This is a genomic window from Pseudomonas azadiae (genome assembly GCF_019145355.1).
GTDB classification, from domain to species: domain Bacteria; phylum Pseudomonadota; class Gammaproteobacteria; order Pseudomonadales; family Pseudomonadaceae; genus Aquipseudomonas; species Aquipseudomonas azadiae.
Genome location: NZ_JAHSTY010000001.1, coordinates 1,457,574 through 1,478,242, shown reverse-complemented (window position 1 = coordinate 1,478,242; position 20,669 = coordinate 1,457,574). Strand labels below are relative to the sequence as shown.

The following is a 20,669-nucleotide window of genomic DNA, read 5'->3' as shown; positions in this document are numbered from 1 at the left end:
GATTCGACAAGCCCGCTCACTACAAGGCGATCTCAGGTTTAGTTGAACTCATCTCCAACCGGATACCGGCTGTCATTCAAGCTCTCTTTGATCTTGCGCAGATGCGGCTGGAAATCCACCCCGCGGCGCAAGGTCATGCCGGTCGCCAGCACGTCCAGCACCGTCAACTGGATGATCCGCGAGGTCATCGGCATGTAGATGTCGGTGTCTTCCGGCAGCGGAATGTTCAGGCTCACGGTACTGGCCTTGGCCAGCGGCGAATTCTCGGCGGTGACGCCCAGTACCGACGCGCCATTTTCCCGTGCGATACGCGCCACTTCCACCAGCTCACGGGTACGCCCGGTGTAGGAAATGATCACGAACAGCTCGCCCGTATGCGCCACTGACGCGATCATGCGCTGCATCAGCACGTCGGCGTGGGCCGTCACCGCCAGGTTGAAACGGAAAAACTTGTGCAGCGCATCCATCGCCACCGGCGCCGAAGCGCCCAGGCCGAAGAAGTGGATCTGCCGCGCCTGGATCAACAAATCCACGGCCTTGCTGATCAGGGCCGGGTCCAGCGCCTGGCAGGCGCTGTCCAGTGAGGCGATGGCGCTGCCGAAGATCTTCTGGGTGTAGGCCTCGGGGTTATCGTCGGCCTCCACCGCGCGGCTGACATACGCCGCACCGCTGGCCAGGCTTTGCGCCAACTGCAATTTAAGTTCAGGGTAACCACTGACGCCGAACGAACGGCAGAAGCGGTTGACCGTCGGCTCACTGACCGACGCGGCCTGGGCGAGGGCGGCGATGGAGAAGCGGGTTGCCTGCTGCGGATTGAGCAGGATGACCTCGGCGACTTTCTTCTCGGCCTTGTTCAATTCTTCGAGGCGGTTCCGGATCTGTTCCAGAAGATTTCGCACGCGGTCCATTCAGTCTTTCCTTCGGGCGACGATGCAAATAAAAAGGTGGCAACCAATCGATGAATGGTCTTTTGCGGTGGCCTATCCTACTGAGGGTAGCTGAACACCACCACTCGGAATGCGTATTTCGGGAAAATGTTGTGGTTATTACTACATTTTTCCTTGAGTGATGCCTTGAAAAAAGGTATTTGTAGCTTAACTTGATAAAAGAACAAACATCATGCCTTCGATAACCGTCGAACCCTGCACCTTTGCCCTCTTTGGCGCCTTGGGTGATCTGGCGCTGCGCAAGTTATTTCCTGCCCTCTATCACCTCGATGGCGCCGCGCTCCTGCACGACGACACGCGCATCCTGGCCCTGGCCCGTGAAGCCGGTTCCGAGCAGCAGCACCTGGCCCACATTGAGCAAGCCCTGCGCACCTACGTAGGCAAGGAACTGGACGAAGCCATCGCCCAGCGGTTCCTGGCGCGCCTGACCTATGTTCACGTCGATTTCATGAAAACCGACGACTACGTGGCCCTGGCGGAAATCGCCGGCACCGAGCAATGCCTGATTGCCTATTTCGCCACGCCTGCGGCCGTCTATGGCGCTATCTGCGAGAACCTGTCCAAGGTCGGCCTGGCCGAAAACACCCGCGTGGTGCTGGAAAAACCCATCGGTTCGGACCTGGAGTCCTCGCGCAAGGTCAACGACGCCGTTGCGCAGTTTTTCCCGGAGAACCGCACCTACCGCATCGACCATTACCTGGGCAAGGAAACGGTGCAGAACCTGATTGCCTTGCGGTTCGCCAACAGCCTGTTCGAAACCCAGTGGAACCAGAATTACATCTCCCACGTGGAAATCACTGTGGCCGAGCAGGTCGGTATCGAAGGCCGTTGGGGCTACTTCGACAAGGCCGGCCAACTGCGGGACATGATCCAGAATCATCTGCTGCAGCTGCTTTGCCTGATCGCGATGGACCCGCCGGCCGACCTGTCCGCCGACAGCATCCGCGACGAGAAGGTCAAGGTGCTCAAGGCCCTGGCGCCGATCAGCCCGGATGGCCTGACCACCCAGGTCGTGCGCGGCCAGTACATCGCCGGCTACAGCGCCGGCAAGGCGGTGCCGGGTTACCTGGAAGAAGAGAATTCCAACACCCAGAGCGACACCGAAACCTTCGTCGCGCTGCGTGCCGATATCCGTAATTGGCGTTGGGCCGGGGTGCCGTTCTACCTGCGCACCGGCAAGCGCATGCCGCAAAAGCTGTCGCAGATCGTCATCCACTTCAAGGAACCGTCCCACTACATCTTCGCCCCCGAGCAGCGCCTGCAGATCAGCAACAAACTGATCATTCGCCTGCAGCCGGACGAAGGTATTTCCTTGCGGGTGATGACCAAGGAGCAAGGCCTGGACAAGGGCATGCAACTGCGCAGCGGGCCGCTGCAATTGAATTTTTCCGACACCTACCGCAGTGCGCGCATCCCGGATGCCTACGAGCGCTTGCTGCTGGAAGTGATGCACGGCAATCAGAACCTGTTTGTCCGTAAAGATGAAATCGAAGCCGCGTGGAAGTGGTGTGACCAGTTGATCGCCGGGTGGAAAAAATCCGGTGATGCGCCCAAGCCGTATGCGGCCGGGTCCTGGGGGCCGATGAGCTCGATTGCACTGATCACGCGGGATGGGAGGTCGTGGTATGGCGATATCTGAATTGAAACTGCCTCAGGGCGTGACGGCCCATGAGTACCCTACGCCCGCGCTGCTGGCGCAGGGGCTGGCCAATGATGTGGCTGAGCAATTGCGCGGGGCTATCAGCGCCCGTGGCGAGGCCACCCTGGTGGTGTCCGGTGGCCGCAGCCCCGTGGCGTTTTTCCAGCACCTGGCCAAGCAGGGCCTGGACTGGTCCAGGGTCACCATCACCCTGGCCGATGAGCGCTGGGTGCCGGTGGAGCACGCCGACAGCAATGCCGGCCTGTTGAAGCAACACTTGCTGCAAGGTCCGGCGGCCAAGGCGAAATTCTTGAGCCTGTACAGCGCCGCGGCCAACCTCGAAGACGCTGCCGAGCAGGCCGATCGCCTGCTGGCCGAATTGCCAGCCATTGATGTGCTGGTGCTGGGCATGGGCGATGACGGCCACACCGCATCGCTGTTTCCCGACAGCCCGAACCTGGCTGAAGCCTTGCAGGCCGACGGCACCCGCCGTTGCTGGCCGATGCTGGCGCCGACCGTGCCGCACCAGCGCCTGACCATGAGTCGCGCACTGCTGGCTACGGCCACCTACACCGTCCTGTCGATTTCCGGCAGTTCGAAACTGACCACCTTGAACGCCGCGCTGGCGAGTGACGATGTCGCCGCCATGCCGATTCGCGCGTTTTTGCAACCTACATTAGAGATTTACTGGTGCCCATGAGCCAAGGATCAGCCGCTATGAAAAGCCCTCACCCGACCGTGTCCATGGCGGATAAAGTTGCCCTGATCGACAGCCTCTGCGCCAAGGCGCGGATCCTGCCGGTGATCACCATCGCCCGCGAACAGGACATCCTGCCGCTCGCCGACGCCCTGGCAGCCGGTGGCTTGACCGCATTGGAAGTGACCCTGCGTTCCGAGTTCGGCCTCAAGGCCATTCAGGTGCTGCGCGAGCAGCGTCCTGAACTGTGCACCGGTGCCGGCACCGTGCTCGACCGTCACATGCTCGAAGCGGCGGAAGTCGCGGGCTCGCAATTCATCGTGACCCCGGGCATCACCCGCGACCTGCTGGAAGCCTCGGTGCACAGCCCGATTCCGCTGCTGCCGGGCATCAGCAATGCCTCCGGCATCATGGAAGGCTACGGCCTGGGCTATCGCCGCTTCAAGCTGTTCCCGGCTGAAGTCAGCGGCGGCGTCGCCGCCATCAAAGCCTTGGGCGGCCCGTTCGGCGAAGTGAAATTCTGCCCGACCGGCGGCGTTGGCCCGGCCAATATCAAGAGCTACATGGCGTTGAAAAACGTGATGTGCGTGGGCGGTAGCTGGATGCTCGACCCCGAATGGATCAAGAACGGCGACTGGGCACGTATCCAGGAAGTCACCGCCGAGGCGCTGGCGCTGCTGGACTGATCTGATTCACCGAATCGTTGTTGCTGTGCTTAACGGCATTTTTGCGGTGCACTTGGTCGGTGTACCGCTTTTTTTTGCCTGGTGAAAACCTTGAAATCAACACACATCCAACTGTGGGAGCTGGCTTGCCTGCGATAGCGGTGTGTCAGTTGATACATCTTTCACTGATACACCGCTATCGCAGGCAAGCCAGCTCCCACATGTTTAAGCGGTGTTTAACTGGGTAATGGCCGCGACCAGCACATCAATGTCTGCCGCCGAAGTCACCAGCCCCGGCGTGACCCGGATGCAGGTGCCGAATGCCGCCCCCGTGCGTGTCGTGGTAAACAAGCCATGCTCATTCAACAACCGATCCACCATCACCTGCTGATTGCGCCCTGTGAACTTGAACGCCGTAATCCCGCAATAAAGCCTTGGATCATCCGGCGTCAGCACCTCAATCCCCGGCAACGCGCGCACCTGGCTCACCCACCTGTCCCGCAGATAATTGACCCGCGCACCCTTGGCCGCCGCGCCACCCAGTTCCCGATGTTCTTCAAACACCCAGGGCAAGGTCATCAGCGCCGGAAAGTTCGGCGTGCTGTAGGAGGTGCGTGCGCGCACATCGGTGGCGGGGTAGTGGAACTCGCCCATGTCCGGGTCGATATCGCCCAGGCGCTCCGGGGCGATGTACAGAAAGCCCAGGGTCAGCGGTGCGCCGATCCATTTGTGCAGGTTGAAGCCGGCGAACTGAATGCCCAGCTCGGCCAGGTTGAACTCGATCTGGCCGAGCGCGTGGGCGCCGTCGAGGGTCACATCAATGCCCTGCGCGCGCGCGGCCTCGGCAATCGCCGCAATGGGCATCACCAGCCCCGTGCGGTGGGTCACGTGGGTGAGCGCCATCAGCTTTAAGCGTGGGTATTGCGCGAAGGCATCGCGATAGGTCTGCACCAGGCTGTCGAAACTGGCCGGGTGCGTGTGGGACAGTTCGATCACCTCCACGCCGCGATAGCCTGCCAGCCAACGCATCGCGCCTTTGACCGTGTCGTACTCCAGATCGCTGATCAGCACTTGGTCGCCCGGTTGCAGGCGGTTGTAGTTGCGAATCAGCGATTGCAGGGCTTCGGTCGCGTTGCGGGTGAAGGCCACGCACGCCGGGTCGACCGCGATCAACTCCGCCAACTGGCGACGAATCTCGAGGTTTTCACCTTGTTCGAAGCGTTGGCGCACATGCACGGCGTTACTGCGGTTGATAAACGCAACCTGCTCCAGGTACTGGGCCTGTACCGCACGGCTCATGCGCCCGAAGTAACCGTTTTCCAGGTTGATCGGGCCGGGTTCCAGGTCATAGCGCTGGGCGATGGCCTGCCAGTGGGCTTCGTTATCTGCATTCCTTGGCATAGAGCAGCTCTCAATGACGCGGGGCGGGTTTGCCGTGTTTGGCGCGTAGCGGTTCCAGCAATTCAGACAGGCCGTTGCTGTCGATTTCCTGCATCAAGGCCAGCAGACCGCCCAATTCACCGTGGGGGAAGCCTTCACGGGCGAACCAGTTCAGGTAGGGACCGGGCAGGTCAGCGATGATCCGTCCTTTGTATTTGCCGAAGGGCATTTGGCGGGTGATCAGCAATTCGAGCTTTTCGGGGTTCATGGCGTCGGGCAATGGAGGTGAGGTCTTGGAAAATACAGGCATTCTGCATGAAGGCCAAATGACAGATCATGCAAATAACGCACATACAGATGGTTCAATTATTCGTAACTCATTGAAATAAAAGCTTTTTATGATTCTGAAAAAGCTGGCACGAGCGATGCAATCATTAAGGCAACCTTCCTCAAAACCCATAAGGAATTGAAAAATGACTGACATCAACAAAGAATCGATCTCCGTACTGAACGACCTGATCGAGACCAGCATCGATGGCGAGAAAGGTTTCAAAGAGTGCGCTGAAGACATTAAGCACCCTGAACTCAAGGCGCTGTTCGCCAAGCGTTCCGCCGATTGCGCTACCGCTGCCGCCGAGCTGAAAACCGCCGTGCGTGCCTTGGGTGGCGATCCGGAAGATTCCGGCAGCATGGCCGGCGCGCTGCACCGTGGCTGGGTCGACGTGAAGTCGATGGTCACCGGCAAAGACGAAGAAGCGGTGCTCAACGAAGCCGAGCGCGGTGAAGACCACGCACTGAAGGCTTATCGTGAAGCGATCGAGAAGATCAACAAGCACAACCTGCTGGGCATTCGTGACCTGGTCGAGCGTCAGTACCATGGCGTGCAACGCAACCACGACCAAGTGAAAGCCCTGCGTAACCAGGCTCGCGCTCAGTCGTAAGCCCTGTGCTGTAAAAACTGTGGGAGGGGGCTTGCCCCCGATAGCGGTGAATCAGTCGACATCTCAATGACTGACACACTGCAATCGGGGGCGAGCCCCCTCCCACATTGGTATTGCATACTTTTGAAGGCCGGGCTCAGCCGATGCTGATCGGCGGCAATTGAGTCAACGTCACCACCTGCTGTTTACGCGGCGCAAGGATCTCCGCCTCGCCATCCACCACCAGCTCATCCCGCTGGTTGAACACGCGGGTGGCAATGCGCACGCGGAACTTCGGCAGCTTCTCAAGGATTTCCAGGCGCACGGTCAGGGTGTCGCCGATTTTCACCGGCTTCTGGAAACTCATCTGCTGGCCGATATAAATCGTGCCCGGCCCAGGCAACTCGCACGCTACCGCCGCGCTGATCAGCGCACCGCTGAACATGCCGTGAGCAATACGCTCCTTGAACATGGTCGCCTTGGCGTACTCGGCATCCAGGTGCACCGGGTTGTGGTCGCCGGACATTGCGGCGAACAGCTGGATGTCGCGCTCCTCGACGGTCTTGCTGTAGCTGGCGGTCTGGCCGACTTCGAGGGCTTCGTACGGGGTGTTGGTTACCTGGGTCATCTAAAGGTGCATCCTGTGGCTAATCGGTAATTTAAGTAGCTGATTTTAAAGGAATGTTATTCGCAATGGGCCGGCCTGCGCAGGGTCAGCGCCTGGTCGAGCCACATCAGCACGTCCGCGGTGACTTGATCGCGGTTGGTTTCATTGAACACTTCATGGCGCGCCTGCGGGTAGATATTCAGTTGCAGGTGCTGGCAGCCGGCTTCACGCAGTGCATGGGCCAGGCTGGTGAGACGCTTGCCCTCACTCACCGGATCACATTCGCCGCCCATCACCAGGATCGGCAGGCCCGGATCGATCTGGGCGAGATTGGACGCTTTGCTGATTTGCTGCAAGCCGCCGAGCAGGTCGACCCACAGTTGGTTGGTGCAACGGAAACCGCACAGCGGGTCGTCGATGTACCGGTCGACTTCCACCGGGTCGCGGCTGAGCCAGTCAAACGCGGTGCGATTGGGTTTGAACGCCTTGTTGAATGAGCCAAACGACAGGAGCTCGATCAGCGCACTGCGCCCGCGCAACCCCTGGCGCAGCCGTTCGGCCCGCGCAATCAGCCGCGCTGCGCGGTACAACGCCACCGGCTGGAAATTCGAACCGCTGAGAATCGCCCCATTCAGGCTGGCGCTGTGGTGCAGCAGGTAGGCCTGTGCGATATAACTGCCCATGCTGTGGCCCAGAAGAATAATCGGCAGCCCCGGCTGTTGCTGGCCGATATGCTGGTTGAGGCTGGCCAGGTCGCCGACCACTTTGTTCCAGCCATCCTTCTCGGCGTACAGGCCCAGGGTGCCTTCATCGGCAGTGCGGCCATGGCCGCGCTGGTCCGGCGCATACAGGCCGTAGCCGGCGGCGCATAAGGCTGCGGCAAGGCGCGCATAGCGCCCGCTGTGCTCGGCCATGCCATGGCACAGCATCACCACCGCCTTGGCCGGGCCGTCGGGCATCCATTGATTGACGTACAGGCGGCTGCGGTCGTTCGCGGTCAGCCAGAAGGCGCGGTGGTTCATGGCGGTTCCTTTGCTCAAGATCGGCTCGGCGTCGTTGCAGTGTATAGCTCATCCCACGGCAAGCGCCTGATCAGCGCAGGCCCTTGTAGCAAGATTCACGCAATCAATGACGCGCTTTCCTGTATTTGCCTGTTTGGCCATAGCTGCTAACGTCCCCAAAGCTCCGCTTTTTATAGCTGTAGAGGTTTACAGCTGCAGCGGCCGGACACACTCAGGTAAGAGGACAAGAATAATGCAACCTGGTTTCTGGAATGACAAACGCGCAGCGGGCGTTCCCAACGACATCGATCTGGCGGCCTACAAGTCGGTGATCGAAGTCTTCGAGCGCTCCTGCAAGGCCTTTGCCGACCGTCCGGCGTTCAGCAACATGGGAATCACCCTGACCTATGCCGAGCTTGAACGCCAGAGCGCGGCGTTCGCCGGGTACCTGCAGCAGCACACTGACCTCAAGCCGGGCGACCGCATCGCGGTACAGATGCCCAACGTCCTGCATTACCCGATTGCCGTGTTCGGTGCCCTGCGCGCCGGCCTGATCGTGGTCAACACCAACCCGCTCTATACCCCGCGCGAAATGCGTCATCAATTCAAGGACGCCGGCGTGCGCGCGCTGGTCTATCTAAACCTGTTCGGTTCGCGGGTACAGGAAGTCTGCACCGACACCGAGATCGACTACCTGATCGAAGCCAGGATGGGCGACTTCATGTCCGCCGCCAAGGGCTGGCTGGTCAACACCCTGGTCGACAAGGTGAAGAAGATGGTCCCGGCCTACAACCTGCCGCGCGCGGTGTCGTTCAAGCGCGCGCTGCGCATGGGCGCGGGCCTGGGCGTGACCCGCCATCCGGTGACCCTCGACGACATCGCCGTGCTGCAATACACCGGCGGCACCACAGGGTTGGCCAAGGGTGCGATGCTCACCCACGGCAATCTGGTGGCGAACATGCAACAGGTGCGCGCGTGCATGTCCCAGACCGATGAAGACGGCCATCCGCTGATCAAGGAAGGGCAGGAGGTGATGATCGCGCCGCTGCCGCTGTACCATATCTATGCGTTCACGGCGAACTGCATGTGCATGATGGTCTCCGGCAACCACAACGTGCTGATCACTAACCCGCGCGACATCGGCGGGTTCATCAAGGAGTTGAAAAAGTGGCGCTTTACCGGGCTGCTGGGGCTTAACACGCTGTTTGTGGCGTTGATGGACCACCCCGACTTCAAGACCTTGGATTTCTCCCACCTCAAGCTCACCAACTCCGGCGGCACCGCGCTGATCAAGGCCACGGCCGAGCGCTGGGAGCAGATGACCGGCTGCGCGATTGGCGAAGGCTACGGCCTGACGGAAACCTCGCCGGTGGCCAGCACCAACCCGTACGGGAACAAATCCCGGCTCGGCACCGTTGGCATCCCTGTACCGGCCACGGCGATGAAAGTGATTGATGATCAAGGCGTCGAGCTGGCCCTGGGTGAGCGCGGCGAACTGTGCATCAAGGGCCCGCAGGTGATGAAGGGTTACTGGCAGCAGCCCGCCGCCACCGCCGAGGCGCTGGATGCCGAAGGATGGCTGAAGACCGGTGACATCGCGGTGATCGATGACGACGGGTTTGTGCGCATCGTCGATCGCAAGAAAGACCTGATCATCGTCTCGGGTTTCAATGTATACCCCAACGAAATCGAGGACGTGGTGATGGCGCACCCGGCGGTGGCCAACTGCGCGGTGATCGGCGTGCCGGATGAACGTACGGGGGAGGCGGTGAAACTGTTTGTGGTGGCGCGTGCTCAGGGCGTCAGCCTTGAAGAGTTGAAGGCGTACTGCAAAGCCAACTTCACCGGGTACAAGGTGCCCAAGCATATTGTGTTGCGCGATTCGCTGCCGATGACGCCGGTGGGCAAAATCCTGCGGCGGGAGCTGCGCGACATCGCCTGACCCTGAATGGAAATGCAATCAAACTGTGGGAGCGGGCTTGCTCTGTAGTGAGCGGGCTTGCCCCGCGCTGGGTGGCGAAGCCGCCCCAAATCAGGCGACTCAGTTCTACCTGGAGATCGGCGTTGTTTTTATTGGGGCCGCTTCGCCACCCAGCGCGGGGCAAGCCCGCTCACTACATACCGCATTCGCAAGCAAGCCAGCTCCCACATTTGTTTCTATGTCGCCCTGAAAGACTTACTCCAGAGCCTTTTCTGGGGCATTTCGCCTTGATTTTAAAGCGTGACCAAATATTGTAGGACAGTCGTGTTTATGACTGTAGGGCCCTCGTTTGGCTCTAGGCGGCCCTTGGCAAAGCTGCTACTCTCGGCGCGCTTTGTGACGTCTCGGCCTGCTTGAAAGCGCCGGATTCACCTAAAAAAAACATACACCAATAATAATCGCATCAAATGCGATGATGAATTCGCGTCGCTGACGTCGCTGAGGAGTGGGCTTTCCATGAACGAAGACTTTTGGAAGGATAAGTACCCCGCCGGGATTGCTGCACAAATCAATCCAGACGAGTATCCGAATATTCAGGCGGTATTGAAGCAATCCTGCCAGCGCTTCGCCAACAAACCGGCTTTCAGCAACCTGGGCAAGACGCTCACCTACGGTGAGCTGTACGAATTGTCCGGCGCCTTCGCCGCGTACCTGCAACAGCACACCGACTTGCAGCCGGGCGATCGCATCGCGGTGCAACTGCCCAACGTCCTGCAATACCCGGTGGCCGTGTTCGGTGCCATTCGTGCCGGTCTTATCGTGGTCAATACCAACCCGCTGTACACCGCGCGGGAAATGGAACATCAATTCAACGACTCCGGCGCCAAGGCCCTGGTGTGCCTGGCCAACATGGCGCACCTGGCGGAAAAGGTCGTGCCCAAGACCGCCGTCAAGCATGTGATCGTCACCGAAGTCGCCGACCTGTTGCCGCCGCTCAAGCGCCTGCTGATCAACAGCGTCATCAAGTACGTGAAGAAAATGGTCCCGGCGTACCACTTGCCCAAGGCGATCAAGTTCAACGACGTACTCGCCAAGGGCCATGGCCAGGCGGTCAATGAGGTCAGCCCGGCCAGCAGCGATGTGGCCGTGCTGCAATACACCGGCGGCACCACCGGCGTAGCCAAGGGCGCGATGCTCACCCACCGCAACCTGGTCGCCAACATGCTGCAATGCAAGGCGCTGATGGGGTCCAACCTCAACGAAGGGTGCGAGATCCTCATCACGCCGTTGCCGCTGTACCACATCTACGCGTTCACCTTTCACTGCATGGCGATGATGCTGATCGGCAACCACAACATCCTGATCAGCAACCCGCGCGACCTGCCGGCGATGGTCAAGGAACTGTCGAAGTGGAAGTTCAGCGGCTTTGTCGGCTTGAACACCCTGTTCGTGGCGCTGTGCAATAACGAGGCGTTCCGCAAGCTGGACTTCTCCGCGCTCAAAGTCACGCTGTCGGGCGGCATGGCCCTGCAACTGGCGGCGGCCGAGCGCTGGAAAGCCGTGACCGGTTGCGGTATCTGCGAAGGCTACGGCATGACCGAAACCAGCCCGGTGGCCACCGTGAACCCGATCCAGCATATCCAGATCGGCACCATCGGCATTCCGGTGCCGTCCACCGTGTGTAAAGTCATCGCCGACGACGGCACCGAACTGGCGCTGGGAGAAACCGGCGAGCTGTGCGTGAAGGGCCCGCAGGTCATGAAAGGCTACTGGCAGCGCCAGGACGCCACCGACGAGATGCTCGACAGCGAAGGCTGGCTGAAGACCGGCGACATCGCGATCATCCAGCCCGACGGTTACATGCGCATTGTCGACCGCAAGAAAGACATGATCCTGGTCTCGGGCTTCAACGTGTACCCCAACGAACTGGAAGACGTACTGGCAGGCCTGCCTGGCGTGCTGCAGTGCGCCGCGATCGGCGTGCCGGATGAAAAGTCCGGGGAGCACATCAAGCTGTTCATCGTGGTCAAGCCGGGCGCCACCCTGACCAAAGAGCAGGTGATGGAGCATATGCGTGCCAACGTCACGGCCTACAAGGTGCCCAAGTCCGTGGAGTTCCGTGATGCGTTGCCGACCACCAACGTGGGCAAGATACTGCGGCGTGAGTTGCGCGATGAAGAACTGAAGAAGCTTGGTCTTAAAAAGTAATCCAAAAAAAACCCGCGAAACAGACTGTGTGAAAACCTGGCAATCTGCGTCGCGGTTTAAGAGAATGCCCCGTATCGAAAGATACGGGGCATTTTTGTTATGGCTTACATCCAGGGTCAAGCGCGCGATCAGACCAGCCTTTTTCCGGTTTCGCTGGAAGATTTAATCCCTGAGGATCACCTCGTTCGCGTGATTGATGCCTTCGTTGCCAAGCTCGATCTCATACGCTTGGGGTTCGACAAGGCGGTACCCAAAAGCACAGGCCGCCCCTCTTACGATCCGGCAGATCAGCTCAAGCTCTATCTGTACGGCTATTTCCAGCGTATCCGCTCCTCTCGTCGTCTCGAAGCCGAGTGCCAGCGCAACATCGAAGTCATGTGGTTACTCAACCGCCTCAAACCCGATTTCAAGACCATTGCCGACTTTCGCAAGGACAACAAACAAGCGTTCAGTGCAACGTGTCGGGTCTTCGTTCAGTTCTGCCGTACGGTCGGTTTGATTACTGGCGACCTGGTTGCCATTGATGGCAGTAAATTTCAGGCGGTAGCCTCTTCGCGGCGCCATCTGAACGTGAAACAGCTTAAGCGCCAGCAGGAAAAGCTGGATAAGCGCATCGTCCAATATCTGGCCGAACTGGATGAGGCCGATAAAGCCGAAGCGGGTGAAACCATTGACCGTAGCGCCATCAAGACAGCGCTGGAGCAACTTGAAGCCCGGCAACTGAACAACCTGACCTGCCAGGCGCTGATGAAGTCGATGGGGATCGAGCAGTTCAACACCGGCGAAAGCGATGCCCGAATGATGCGCACGCCCAAAGGCCCGCGGGTGGCTTATAACGTACAAACCGCCGTGGACGCTGAACACTGCTTGATCCTGCATCACGACGTGACACAAGACGGCAACGATACGCAGCAACTTGAGCCCATGGCCAAGGCTGCCAAAGAACAGTTGCAGCAGAGCGAACTGAGCGTGACCGCCGATGCGGGCTACTCCAATGGCAAGCAGTTCCAGGCGTGTGAAGAGGCGGGCATTACGGCGTATGTATCGCCCAACCGAGCAGTTAACCCCCGTAGCAAGGAGAAGGAACTCTTCGAGCGAGAAGATTTTACTTACGATGCGCAGCAGGATCAGTACCGATGCCCTGCTGGCAAACTGCTGACGCTCAAACAGCTGAATAAAGGTGAGCGCATTTACCATGCGGCTATCAGCGACTGCAGCAACTGTCCACTGAAAGGGCAATGCACCGACGCTCAGCGCCGATACGTCTCACGCCACGCCCATGAAGAAGCCTTCGAGCGAATGGAGCAGCGCATGCAGGCAAATCCCGAAATGATGGTGAGCCGAAGGTCAATCGTTGAGCACCCCTTCGGCAACCTTAAGCAATGGCTGTTTGGAAACGGCCGCTTCCTGCTGCGACAGTGCGAGGGGGCAAGAGCGGAAATGGCCTTGGCAGTGAGCGCCTACAACCTCAAAAGAGCGATCAATGTGCTGGGTGTACGTCGAATGATGGAGTTGATGGGCTGAAAAGCCTTTTTTCGCCTGTTACCTGCACAAAAGCAAACGCCCCGAACAAGTCGGGGCGTTTGCTTAGGCCGCCTTCAGCGTGTTTTCACACAGTCTGGAAAGCGGGTTTTTTTTTGGCACTGAAGATCGCCTGACTTGAAATGCAATCCACTGTGGGAGCGGGCTTGCCTGCGATAGCGGTGTGTCAGCCAAACCCACACTGACTGACCCACCGCCATCGCAGGCAAGCCAGCTCCCACATTTTGACCGAGTGGTTACTGGGCGAATTGGGCAAAGCTGATTCCCGCACCGGCCGGGCGCACATCCTTGAGGAACGAATCCTTATCGGCGCTCAGCTCCAGGGTGATCTCAGGCTTGCGCTTGCCGGCATTGCGCACCACCAGCCCTTCAACGTTCTCACGCAGGAACACGGTCGGCACCTTCAGGTGCAGTAACTGGTCGGTCTCGGCGTTGTGCATCAACAGATGGACCCACTCGAACTGACCCACGGCGATACGGCCCAGCGGCAGGTCGAACCACCAGATGTTGCGTTTGGGGTCCAGGTCGGTGAAGTGGCAGTTGTTGACGCCGAGTACGGCACCGCCCAGTTCGGTGTTTCTGCGGGCGATGGCCTGTGCTTTATTGAGTTTCATAACCTTCCTACGGGATCTGTTATTCAGCGTTTTAGCCTGAATGTGCCGGGCATTCTCGTGGGTTGGCCGCAAAACATAAAGCCCAAACTGCCGCTGACGATGAAATGCCCGCCTTAAAATAATTGAAACTCTGGCGCTTCGCTTCAGGTCCACCGCTACGTAGTGACCAAAACCATTTGATTGTTATCAGGAGTAATACCATGGGCAGCACTTCCGATAAGGTAAAAGGCATGGCTAACGAAGCCGCCGGCAACGTCAAGCAAGGTGTCGGCAAAGCCACGGATAACGACAAACTGCGTGCCGAAGGCGTGGTCCAGGAAAAGAAAGGCGAAGCGCAGCAAGCAGTAGGCAAGACCAAGGATGCAGTTAAAAAAGCGACCGAATAAGGCGCTTCGGCTGGCTCACCCCAGCAGCCCGACGGCCATCCACGGATGGCCGTTTTTGTCTGCGCTTGTGCAACTAAACTTTCGTAATTGTTTCAAAGTCGCCAAATGGGCTACTTTGATGTAGAAAACGGCCCCTGAGTCGCCCGAACTCAACCTTTTGCGGCGAAAGGAGACGCTATGATTTTCCCCGTACTCGATGGTCTCAAGCTGCACAAAGTACTGGTGCGCACCGTCACCGAATTTTTAGATGACGAAATGCCCACCTACGCCTCGGCGCTGGCCTACCAGATGCTGTTCTCGCTGTTTCCCTTCCTGCTGTTCCTGATTGCCCTGATCGGTTTCCTGCACTTGCCGGACTTCTTCACGTGGCTGCGCCTGCAGTCCGAGCTGGTGTTGCCGCCCCAGGCGCTGGAGCAGGTCAACCCGGTGATCGATCAGTTGCAGCAATCCAAGGGTGGCCTGCTGTCGGTGGGTATCGTAATTGCATTGTGGACGGCGTCTGCCGGCGTGCGCCTGATGATGAGCGCGATGAACGCGGCCTACGATGTGGTCGAGGGCCGGCCAATCTGGAAGCGCTTTCCGCTGTCGATTTTCTACACCGTTGGCATTGCCGGGATGCTGTTGGCCGCCGCTGCGCTGATGGTGCTTGGCCCGCAGGTGATGGAATGGATCGCCGCGCAGATCGGCATGCAGGAATTCATGGTTACCCTGTGGACGATCGTGCGCTGGCCGTTGATCGTGATTCTGCTGATGTTTGCCGTGGCCCTCATGTACTACGTGATGCCGGACGTCGAGCAGGAGTTTCGCTTTATCACCCCTGGCTCGGTGCTGGCGGTGGTGGTCTGGATCGTCGCGTCCCTGGGTTTTGGCTACTACGTCAAAACCTTTGCCGACTACAACGCCATGTATGGCAGTATCGGCGCGATCATTGTGTTGCTCCTGTACTTCTATATTTCGGCCGCCGTGCTATTGCTGGGCGCTGAAATGAATGCCGTCATCGAGCACATGTCGGCCGAGGGCAAGGACGCGGGTGACAAGCACATCGATGAACCTGAACCCATGGAAAAGCAGCACGTCTCCGGCCTGGCCCGAGACCATTCCCTCAAGACCAACCCCTCTGAGCCTGACCGATGATCCGTGAAATCCTGAAAATGGGCGACGAACGCCTGCTGCGTATCGCGCCACCGGTTCCGCCCGAAATGTTCGACAGCCCCGAGCTGTGGCAACTGATCGATGACATGTTCCAGACCATGGAACATGTGGGCGGCGTTGGCCTGGCCGCACCGCAGATCGGTGTTGACCTGCAATTGGTGATCTTCGGTTTCGAGGCCAGTGAACGCTACCCGGACGCGCCGCCGGTGCCGCAGACGATCCTGATCAACCCGCTGATCACGCCACTGAGCCCGGTGCTCGAAGAGGGCTATGAAGGTTGCCTGTCCGTGCCCGGCCTGCGGGGCGCCGTGGACCGTTACCAGCAGATTCGTTACGAAGGCTTCGATCCGAAGGGTGAACCTATCGTGCGTTTCGCCGACGGCTTCCACGCGCGGGTGGTGCAGCACGAGTGCGACCACCTGATCGGCCGGCTCTACCCGTCGCGGATTACCGATTTCAGCAAGTTCGGGTTTATCGACGTGATGTTTCCGGAGCTGGATCCAGCCCTGGACGAATAACCTCTGACAATACGCGGTCAATTGTGGGAGCTGGCTTGCCTGCGATAGCGGTGGTACAGGCAGCCTTGTTGTAGCTGATATACCGCTATCGCAGGCAAGCCAGCTCCCACATTGGTTTTGTGTTCAGCCTGGTCCAAAACCCATCGCAATCATCGGCTTATTACGCCTGTAACGCACCAACCGTTCGCTGAGGGATTGCGGCAACACGGTATCCTGGGAAAACCCCATGCGCTGATACAGGCTCTCCAGGTCAGGATGGCACAGCAACCAGACCGTGCCGTCCACATTGGCCACCGCCTCGCCGATCAACCGCGCCGCCAGCCCCTGGCCGCGATAGGCAGGATCTACAAACACGCCGGTCAGCCACTGCCCGCCCACCACCGGCGTCAGGCATAACCCGGCGACGATTCCGCCGTCGCGCGCCACCCACAAACGCCCGCCCTTGAGCGCCTTCATCGATGAATTATGGCTGCGGTAAAACTTGTTCAGCAGCGGCCACAGGGGCTCTGCGAGCGGTTCGATATTCAATTCAGGCATGGTGCTCAAGTAGGCGTTATCAAGGGCCGGGGATTATAAGCGCCTTGCGCCGGGCAATAGGTGTTATACCCAGTGCTTCATCCCCCGTTAGTGGAGTACGCATCATGGCCAAAGGTATGGATTCAAAGAAAGCCGCGAAGAAAAAACCGGCAAAGACCGCCGATGAAAAACGCGCGGACAAAAAAACCAAGAAATCCGAGGCAGGCCTGTTCGGGCACTAAGACCCTTAACCTTGCAGTTGCAGCCAACACCTTCTGAGTCTGGTAACCCGCTCAATGTGGGCGCTGGCTTGCCTGCGATGGCCAAAGGTATCTACACATCTTGGTAGTGAGCGGGCTTGTCCCGCGCTGGGTGGCGAAGCCGCCCCAATAAAGACGCCGCCGAGTTCCAGATAAATCCAGGTCGCCTGGTTTGGGGCCGCTTCAGCCCAGCGCGGGACAAGCCCGCTCACTACAGATGCTCGCATGCCCTCAAAAAAGATGTGTAGATACCTATGCTGCGATGGCATCACCTCGGTACATCCAACTACCGGGGCGTCTGCATCGCAGCCAAGCCAGCTTCCACACAAGCCAGTGTTCACCTCTGATCAACGCGCGGGCCTAGATCGCAGCCAGGGTTTCTTTCACCGCCTGCGCCTGCGGGTCGGTGGTTTTAGCCGCTACCTGCTGCTCCTGCTGCTGCTTCAACCGTTCAGCCACTTGCTTGGAAATCGCGTCCTGCTGTTGCTGCGACATGTTCTGCACGGCTGCCTCGGTCAAGCCCTGCTCCTTGAGTAACTGCTCACGAATCCGCTCTGCCGGCGTCTTGCTCATGTAGTCGGTAAATTCCGAGCGCGTTCCCGAGGCTGCATTGGTCGCCGGTGTATCAACGCTCGATGCCGTGGTCTGCAACTGTACGCGGGTCTTGGCGAAGGCCTCATCGATACGACCGGTGGCCTTGTCCAAGTCCTTTTGCGCGGTCGGCACGGTCACGCTTTGCTGCACCGCCTGCAGGGCACCGCTGTACAGGGTGCTGGCGGCGGCGTTGGCCGGGTCCATGTCGGGCCGCTTGATCTGTTGCACGGTCGACATGGCTTGGGTGTTGTTGTTAACCAGCATGATCGGTCACCTGGGGAAATGTACGGTGACAGAGCTTGAGCAAATAACATGCCGGTGCCCAAGTGCCAGGCTTTACGGGGGGTGGGCTGGCCGTTGCGGCAAGAACTGTCCCGCCGGCGGCCAACCCTTGCCGTCAATGGGCGATATTTTCCAGCGCCAGGTTACGCGTACGCGGCCCGAACCAACTGATGGTGATCATCACGATCAACATGCTGCTGGCAATGAACGCCAACACGCCCGGTGTGCCCAGGTGTTCGAGGATAAAGCCGATCAACAGGCTGCTGAACACCGTGGACAAGCGGCTGAATGAATAGCAGAAGCCTACCGCCCGTGCGCGGATATTGGTGGGGAACAGTTCACTTTGATACGAGTGATAACTGAAACTCAGCCAGGCGTTGCAGAAGGTGATCATCACCCCGCAGAACACCAGTCCTACCGCCGTGGTTTGCAGGGCAAACAGGCTGCCGAAGATCACCGCGCCCAGGGCCGAGCCGACGATCTGCCATTTGTTTTCAAAGCGATTGGCCACCTTCACAAACAGCAGCGGCCCCAGCGGGTAGGCCAGGGTGATGATGAAGGCGTAGAGCAAGCTGTGGGTCACGCTGACCCCTTGGCCCGACAAGAGCGCCGGCAGCCAGTTGCCGAAGCCGAAAAAGCCAATGGCCTGGAACACATGAAACACGATCAGCATCAGTGCGCGGCGGCGGTAGGGCGGTTGCCAGATATCGGCAAAGCGGCCGCTGCCCTGCACGTTGACAGCTTCGGGTTCGGGGGCATCCAAGGGCTTGCCGTGATCCTTCAGGCAGCGCGCCTCCAGGTTGTCCATGATTGCATCGGCTTGCTCGAAACGGCCCTTTTGCGCGAGCCAGCGCGGTGATTCCGGCAGGCGCGTGCGCAGTTGCCAGATAAAAAGCGCAAACACCGCACTGCTTAGCACCACCCAACGCCAACCAGAGACCCCGAACGGCGCCTGCGGTACCAGCCACCACGACATCAACGCCACCGTCGGCACCGACAGAAACTGGATAAAAAACGCAAAGGCAAACGCCGAGCTGCGCATGCGCTTGGGCACCAGTTCCGAGAGGTAGGCATCGATGGTCACCAGCTCGATGCCCAGCCCGATGCCCACCAGAAAGCGCATGCAGATGATGCCCAGGGCGGACGTCTGAATGCCCATCAACACCGTGGCCACGGTGTACCAGATCAGCGCGAAGGTGAAGATCGCCCGGCGCCCGAAGCGGTCGGCGATGGGGCTGAGCAGGCTTGCGCCGAGAAACAGGCCCAGGAAGGTCGCGGAGGCGAACGCCGCCTGGTCGGAGAAGCCAAATACGCCTTGGCTGCCCGTGTGAAAAATCCCGTCGCTGATCAGGCCAGGGCTGATGTAAGCGGTCTGGAACAGGTCATACAGTTCGAAAAAACCGCCAATCGACAAGAGCGCCACCAGGCGCCAGACCGTAGCGACGGCGGGCAGGCGGTCGATGCGTGCGCTGATATGGGCGGCACGGATCGGGTCGATGCCGTCCGTGGGAGAGGCGGTGAGTATCGACATGGTGGACCTTTGTCAGCGGTAAGTATCAGGTGTTCAGCGCCAAGCTAAACACATTTGCTTACAGCTTAACGCGTGCCGCTATTCTTTTCAGTTGTGACCGTCGAGGGCGAAGGTCTGGAAGCCTTTGTGCTGGCTCAAGCGCTGGTGATACGCCGCAACGGCCGGGTAGGACGGGCGCTGCATGGGAGTCATCTGCCAGCGGTGCACCGAGAGGCCGATCAGGATGTCGGCTAGGGTGAATTCATCGCCGGCCACATAGGCGCCAGTGCGCGCAAGTTGCTGTTCCAGAATGCCCATCTTGTCGTTCCAGACCTGCACGGCGGCGGCTATTTGCGCTGTGTCCAGGCCATCCGGATTGTTGCGCACCAAGGCCGGGAAGGCGTCGCCCCAGGCGCGGTTGAGTTCGGTGGCTTGCCAGTCCATCCATTGCTCGACCTGCGCGCGTGGCGCGGGTTCGGCGGGCAGCAAGTCGTGGCGTTGGTAGAGGCCGACAAGGTAGCGGCAGATGGTATTGGACTCCCACAGCACGCCATGATCGTCGATCAGCACCGGCACCTGGGCATTGGGGTTCAGCGCGAGGAATTCGGCAGACTGGGTGGGCTTGAAGCCGATGCCCCAGTCTTCGCGCACATAGTCGATGCCCAGTTCCTGGCAGGTCCAGAGGACTTTGCGCACGTTGATGGAAGAGGCGCGGCCCAAGATTTTCAGTGAGTGTCCCATGGTGCTTTCCTGGCATTTGAGAGCAGCCAATCTAGCAGGCGCCGTGGTGGTTAAGCGAGCAAAGTCAAAATGTGGGAGCTGGCTTGCCTGCGAAGGCGGTGTGTCAATCAACACATCATTGGCTGTCCCGCTGTCATCGCAGGCAAGCCAGCTCCCACATCTACTGGGGCGGGCGCTAAATGCGCGGTGTGTGTTGGTCCATGGCTTTGCCCACCAGCAAGATGGATAGCTCACTCAACTGATGAATGGCCAAGGCCACATCGCGGTGTTTGCCGGTGAGGTCTTCGGACAGGTCGAGCAACAAAGTACTGACGGAGCAGACGGTTTCGTAGCTGTTGATCAGCAGGGTTTCGGTAGAGGAGCCGGGGATGACAGTGAAGAGGGTATGCGTGGGGATGCTTTGCATTATTGAAGTACCTGATTTGGGCTGATACCTCATCGCTACTAAACGAGGGTGGCAGCTGTACGCAGGTTAGTAGACCGGTATCCCACACAAACCCGGCGCACCCGAAGGCGCCCTGCGCACAGCCACCATCAAGCATCGATAGGCTCATGCATCTTGTGTGGGA

General features: G+C 59.4%; 21 protein-coding genes. 10 read left to right on the top strand and 11 right to left on the bottom strand.

Annotation, left to right across the window (positions count from 1 at the left end; genetic code table 11):
- Nucleotides 1-38 precede the first annotated feature (38 nt).
- Nucleotides 39-899 (bottom strand): MurR/RpiR family transcriptional regulator, encoded by an 861-nt coding sequence (locus tag KVG91_RS06705; RefSeq protein ID WP_170039859.1) that lies wholly within the window; start codon nucleotides 897-899, stop codon nucleotides 39-41.
- 220 nt (nucleotides 900-1,119) lie between these two features.
- Between KVG91_RS06705 and zwf the strand changes: the two genes are divergently transcribed.
- The 3 genes from zwf to KVG91_RS06690 are packed head-to-tail and all read left to right on the top strand — an operon-like array spanning nucleotide 1,120 to nucleotide 3,969.
- Nucleotides 1,120-2,586, top strand: coding sequence for a glucose-6-phosphate dehydrogenase (gene zwf / locus KVG91_RS06700; RefSeq protein ID WP_169376295.1), 1,467 nt, complete (start codon nucleotides 1,120-1,122; stop codon nucleotides 2,584-2,586).
- Nucleotides 2,573-3,286: a 6-phosphogluconolactonase gene (gene pgl, locus KVG91_RS06695; RefSeq protein ID WP_169376296.1), complete on the top strand. Its 714-nt coding sequence runs from the start codon at nucleotides 2,573-2,575 to the stop codon at nucleotides 3,284-3,286. The genes zwf and pgl overlap by 14 nt, the downstream gene beginning before the upstream one ends.
- A gap of 17 nt (nucleotides 3,287-3,303) precedes the next feature.
- Nucleotides 3,304-3,969, top strand: coding sequence for a bifunctional 4-hydroxy-2-oxoglutarate aldolase/2-dehydro-3-deoxy-phosphogluconate aldolase (locus tag KVG91_RS06690; RefSeq protein WP_169376297.1), 666 nt, complete (start codon nucleotides 3,304-3,306; stop codon nucleotides 3,967-3,969).
- A gap of 204 nt (nucleotides 3,970-4,173) precedes the next feature.
- Here KVG91_RS06690 and KVG91_RS06685 read toward each other — a convergent pair whose 3' ends face one another.
- Entirely contained in the window at nucleotides 4,174-5,349 is a 1,176-nt protein-coding gene (locus tag KVG91_RS06685) for an aminotransferase class V-fold PLP-dependent enzyme (RefSeq protein WP_169376298.1), read from the bottom strand.
- Nucleotides 5,350-5,359: 10 nt separating this feature from the next.
- Complete coding sequence (locus KVG91_RS06680; RefSeq protein ID WP_076949988.1) at nucleotides 5,360-5,596, bottom strand: DUF3820 family protein; 237 nt, start codon at nucleotides 5,594-5,596, stop codon at nucleotides 5,360-5,362.
- Between the two features lie 205 nt (nucleotides 5,597-5,801).
- Between KVG91_RS06680 and KVG91_RS06675 the strand changes: the two genes are divergently transcribed.
- Complete coding sequence (locus tag KVG91_RS06675; protein WP_169376299.1) at nucleotides 5,802-6,269, top strand: ferritin-like domain-containing protein; 468 nt, start codon at nucleotides 5,802-5,804, stop codon at nucleotides 6,267-6,269.
- 136 nt (nucleotides 6,270-6,405) lie between these two features.
- Here the strand turns inward: KVG91_RS06675 and KVG91_RS06670 are convergent, their stop codons facing one another.
- Together KVG91_RS06670 and KVG91_RS06665 are read right to left on the bottom strand one after the other, a co-directional pair.
- Nucleotides 6,406-6,876 carry a MaoC family dehydratase gene (locus tag KVG91_RS06670; RefSeq protein ID WP_169376300.1) on the bottom strand — a complete coding sequence of 157 codons (471 nt, stop codon included), beginning with the start codon at nucleotides 6,874-6,876 and terminating at the stop codon, nucleotides 6,406-6,408.
- A 56-nt stretch (nucleotides 6,877-6,932) separates the two neighbouring features.
- Nucleotides 6,933-7,877, bottom strand: coding sequence for an alpha/beta hydrolase (locus KVG91_RS06665; RefSeq protein WP_169376301.1), 945 nt, complete (start codon nucleotides 7,875-7,877; stop codon nucleotides 6,933-6,935).
- 232 nt (nucleotides 7,878-8,109) lie between these two features.
- Here KVG91_RS06665 and fadD2 point away from each other — a divergent pair, with 232 nt between their 5' ends.
- The 3 genes from fadD2 to KVG91_RS06650 all read left to right on the top strand — a co-directional run bounded on the left by fadD2 (nucleotide 8,110) and on the right by KVG91_RS06650 (nucleotide 13,509).
- On the top strand, nucleotides 8,110-9,798 hold the full coding sequence (gene fadD2 / locus KVG91_RS06660; protein WP_169376302.1) for a long-chain-fatty-acid--CoA ligase FadD2: 1,689 nt from the start codon (nucleotides 8,110-8,112) through the stop codon (nucleotides 9,796-9,798).
- 495 nt (nucleotides 9,799-10,293) lie between these two features.
- Entirely contained in the window at nucleotides 10,294-11,985 is a 1,692-nt protein-coding gene (fadD1, locus tag KVG91_RS06655) for a long-chain-fatty-acid--CoA ligase FadD1 (RefSeq protein ID WP_169376303.1), read from the top strand.
- A gap of 99 nt (nucleotides 11,986-12,084) precedes the next feature.
- Entirely contained in the window at nucleotides 12,085-13,509 is a 1,425-nt protein-coding gene (locus tag KVG91_RS06650) for an IS1182 family transposase (protein ID WP_217894880.1), read from the top strand.
- Nucleotides 13,510-13,763: 254 nt separating this feature from the next.
- Here KVG91_RS06650 and KVG91_RS06645 read toward each other — a convergent pair whose 3' ends face one another.
- Complete coding sequence (locus tag KVG91_RS06645; RefSeq protein WP_169377868.1) at nucleotides 13,764-14,141, bottom strand: hypothetical protein; 378 nt, start codon at nucleotides 14,139-14,141, stop codon at nucleotides 13,764-13,766.
- 200 nt (nucleotides 14,142-14,341) lie between these two features.
- On the opposite strand from KVG91_RS06645, the gene KVG91_RS06640 reads away from it, so the two are divergent.
- The 3 genes from KVG91_RS06640 (at nucleotide 14,342) to def (ending at nucleotide 16,197) form a co-directional block, all read left to right on the top strand.
- Entirely contained in the window at nucleotides 14,342-14,527 is a 186-nt protein-coding gene (locus tag KVG91_RS06640; RefSeq protein ID WP_057023849.1) for a CsbD family protein, read from the top strand.
- A 177-nt stretch (nucleotides 14,528-14,704) separates the two neighbouring features.
- Entirely contained in the window at nucleotides 14,705-15,661 is a 957-nt protein-coding gene (locus tag KVG91_RS06635) for a YihY/virulence factor BrkB family protein (protein ID WP_169377869.1), read from the top strand.
- Nucleotides 15,658-16,197 (top strand): peptide deformylase, encoded by a 540-nt coding sequence (gene def, locus KVG91_RS06630; protein ID WP_169377870.1) that lies wholly within the window; start codon nucleotides 15,658-15,660, stop codon nucleotides 16,195-16,197. Before KVG91_RS06635 ends, def begins: the two co-directional genes overlap by 4 nt.
- A 123-nt stretch (nucleotides 16,198-16,320) precedes the next feature.
- On the opposite strand, the gene KVG91_RS06625 is transcribed toward def, so the two are convergent.
- From KVG91_RS06625 to KVG91_RS06605, 5 genes are all read right to left on the bottom strand, one after another.
- Nucleotides 16,321-16,734 carry a GNAT family N-acetyltransferase gene (locus KVG91_RS06625; RefSeq protein WP_169377871.1) on the bottom strand — a complete coding sequence of 138 codons (414 nt, stop codon included), beginning with the start codon at nucleotides 16,732-16,734 and terminating at the stop codon, nucleotides 16,321-16,323.
- 599 nt (nucleotides 16,735-17,333) lie between these two features.
- Nucleotides 17,334-17,831 (bottom strand): hypothetical protein, encoded by a 498-nt coding sequence (locus tag KVG91_RS06620; protein WP_169378814.1) that lies wholly within the window; start codon nucleotides 17,829-17,831, stop codon nucleotides 17,334-17,336.
- A gap of 133 nt (nucleotides 17,832-17,964) precedes the next feature.
- On the bottom strand, nucleotides 17,965-19,380 hold the full coding sequence (locus KVG91_RS06615) for an MFS transporter (protein ID WP_169378815.1): 1,416 nt from the start codon (nucleotides 19,378-19,380) through the stop codon (nucleotides 17,965-17,967).
- 87 nt (nucleotides 19,381-19,467) lie between these two features.
- A complete protein-coding gene (locus KVG91_RS06610) occupies nucleotides 19,468-20,100 on the bottom strand; it encodes a glutathione S-transferase family protein (protein ID WP_169378816.1) in 633 nt (210 codons plus the stop codon).
- A gap of 175 nt (nucleotides 20,101-20,275) precedes the next feature.
- Nucleotides 20,276-20,506 carry a DUF6124 family protein gene (locus tag KVG91_RS06605; protein WP_169378817.1) on the bottom strand — a complete coding sequence of 77 codons (231 nt, stop codon included), beginning with the start codon at nucleotides 20,504-20,506 and terminating at the stop codon, nucleotides 20,276-20,278.
- Between the last annotated feature and the right edge of the window lie 163 nt (nucleotides 20,507-20,669).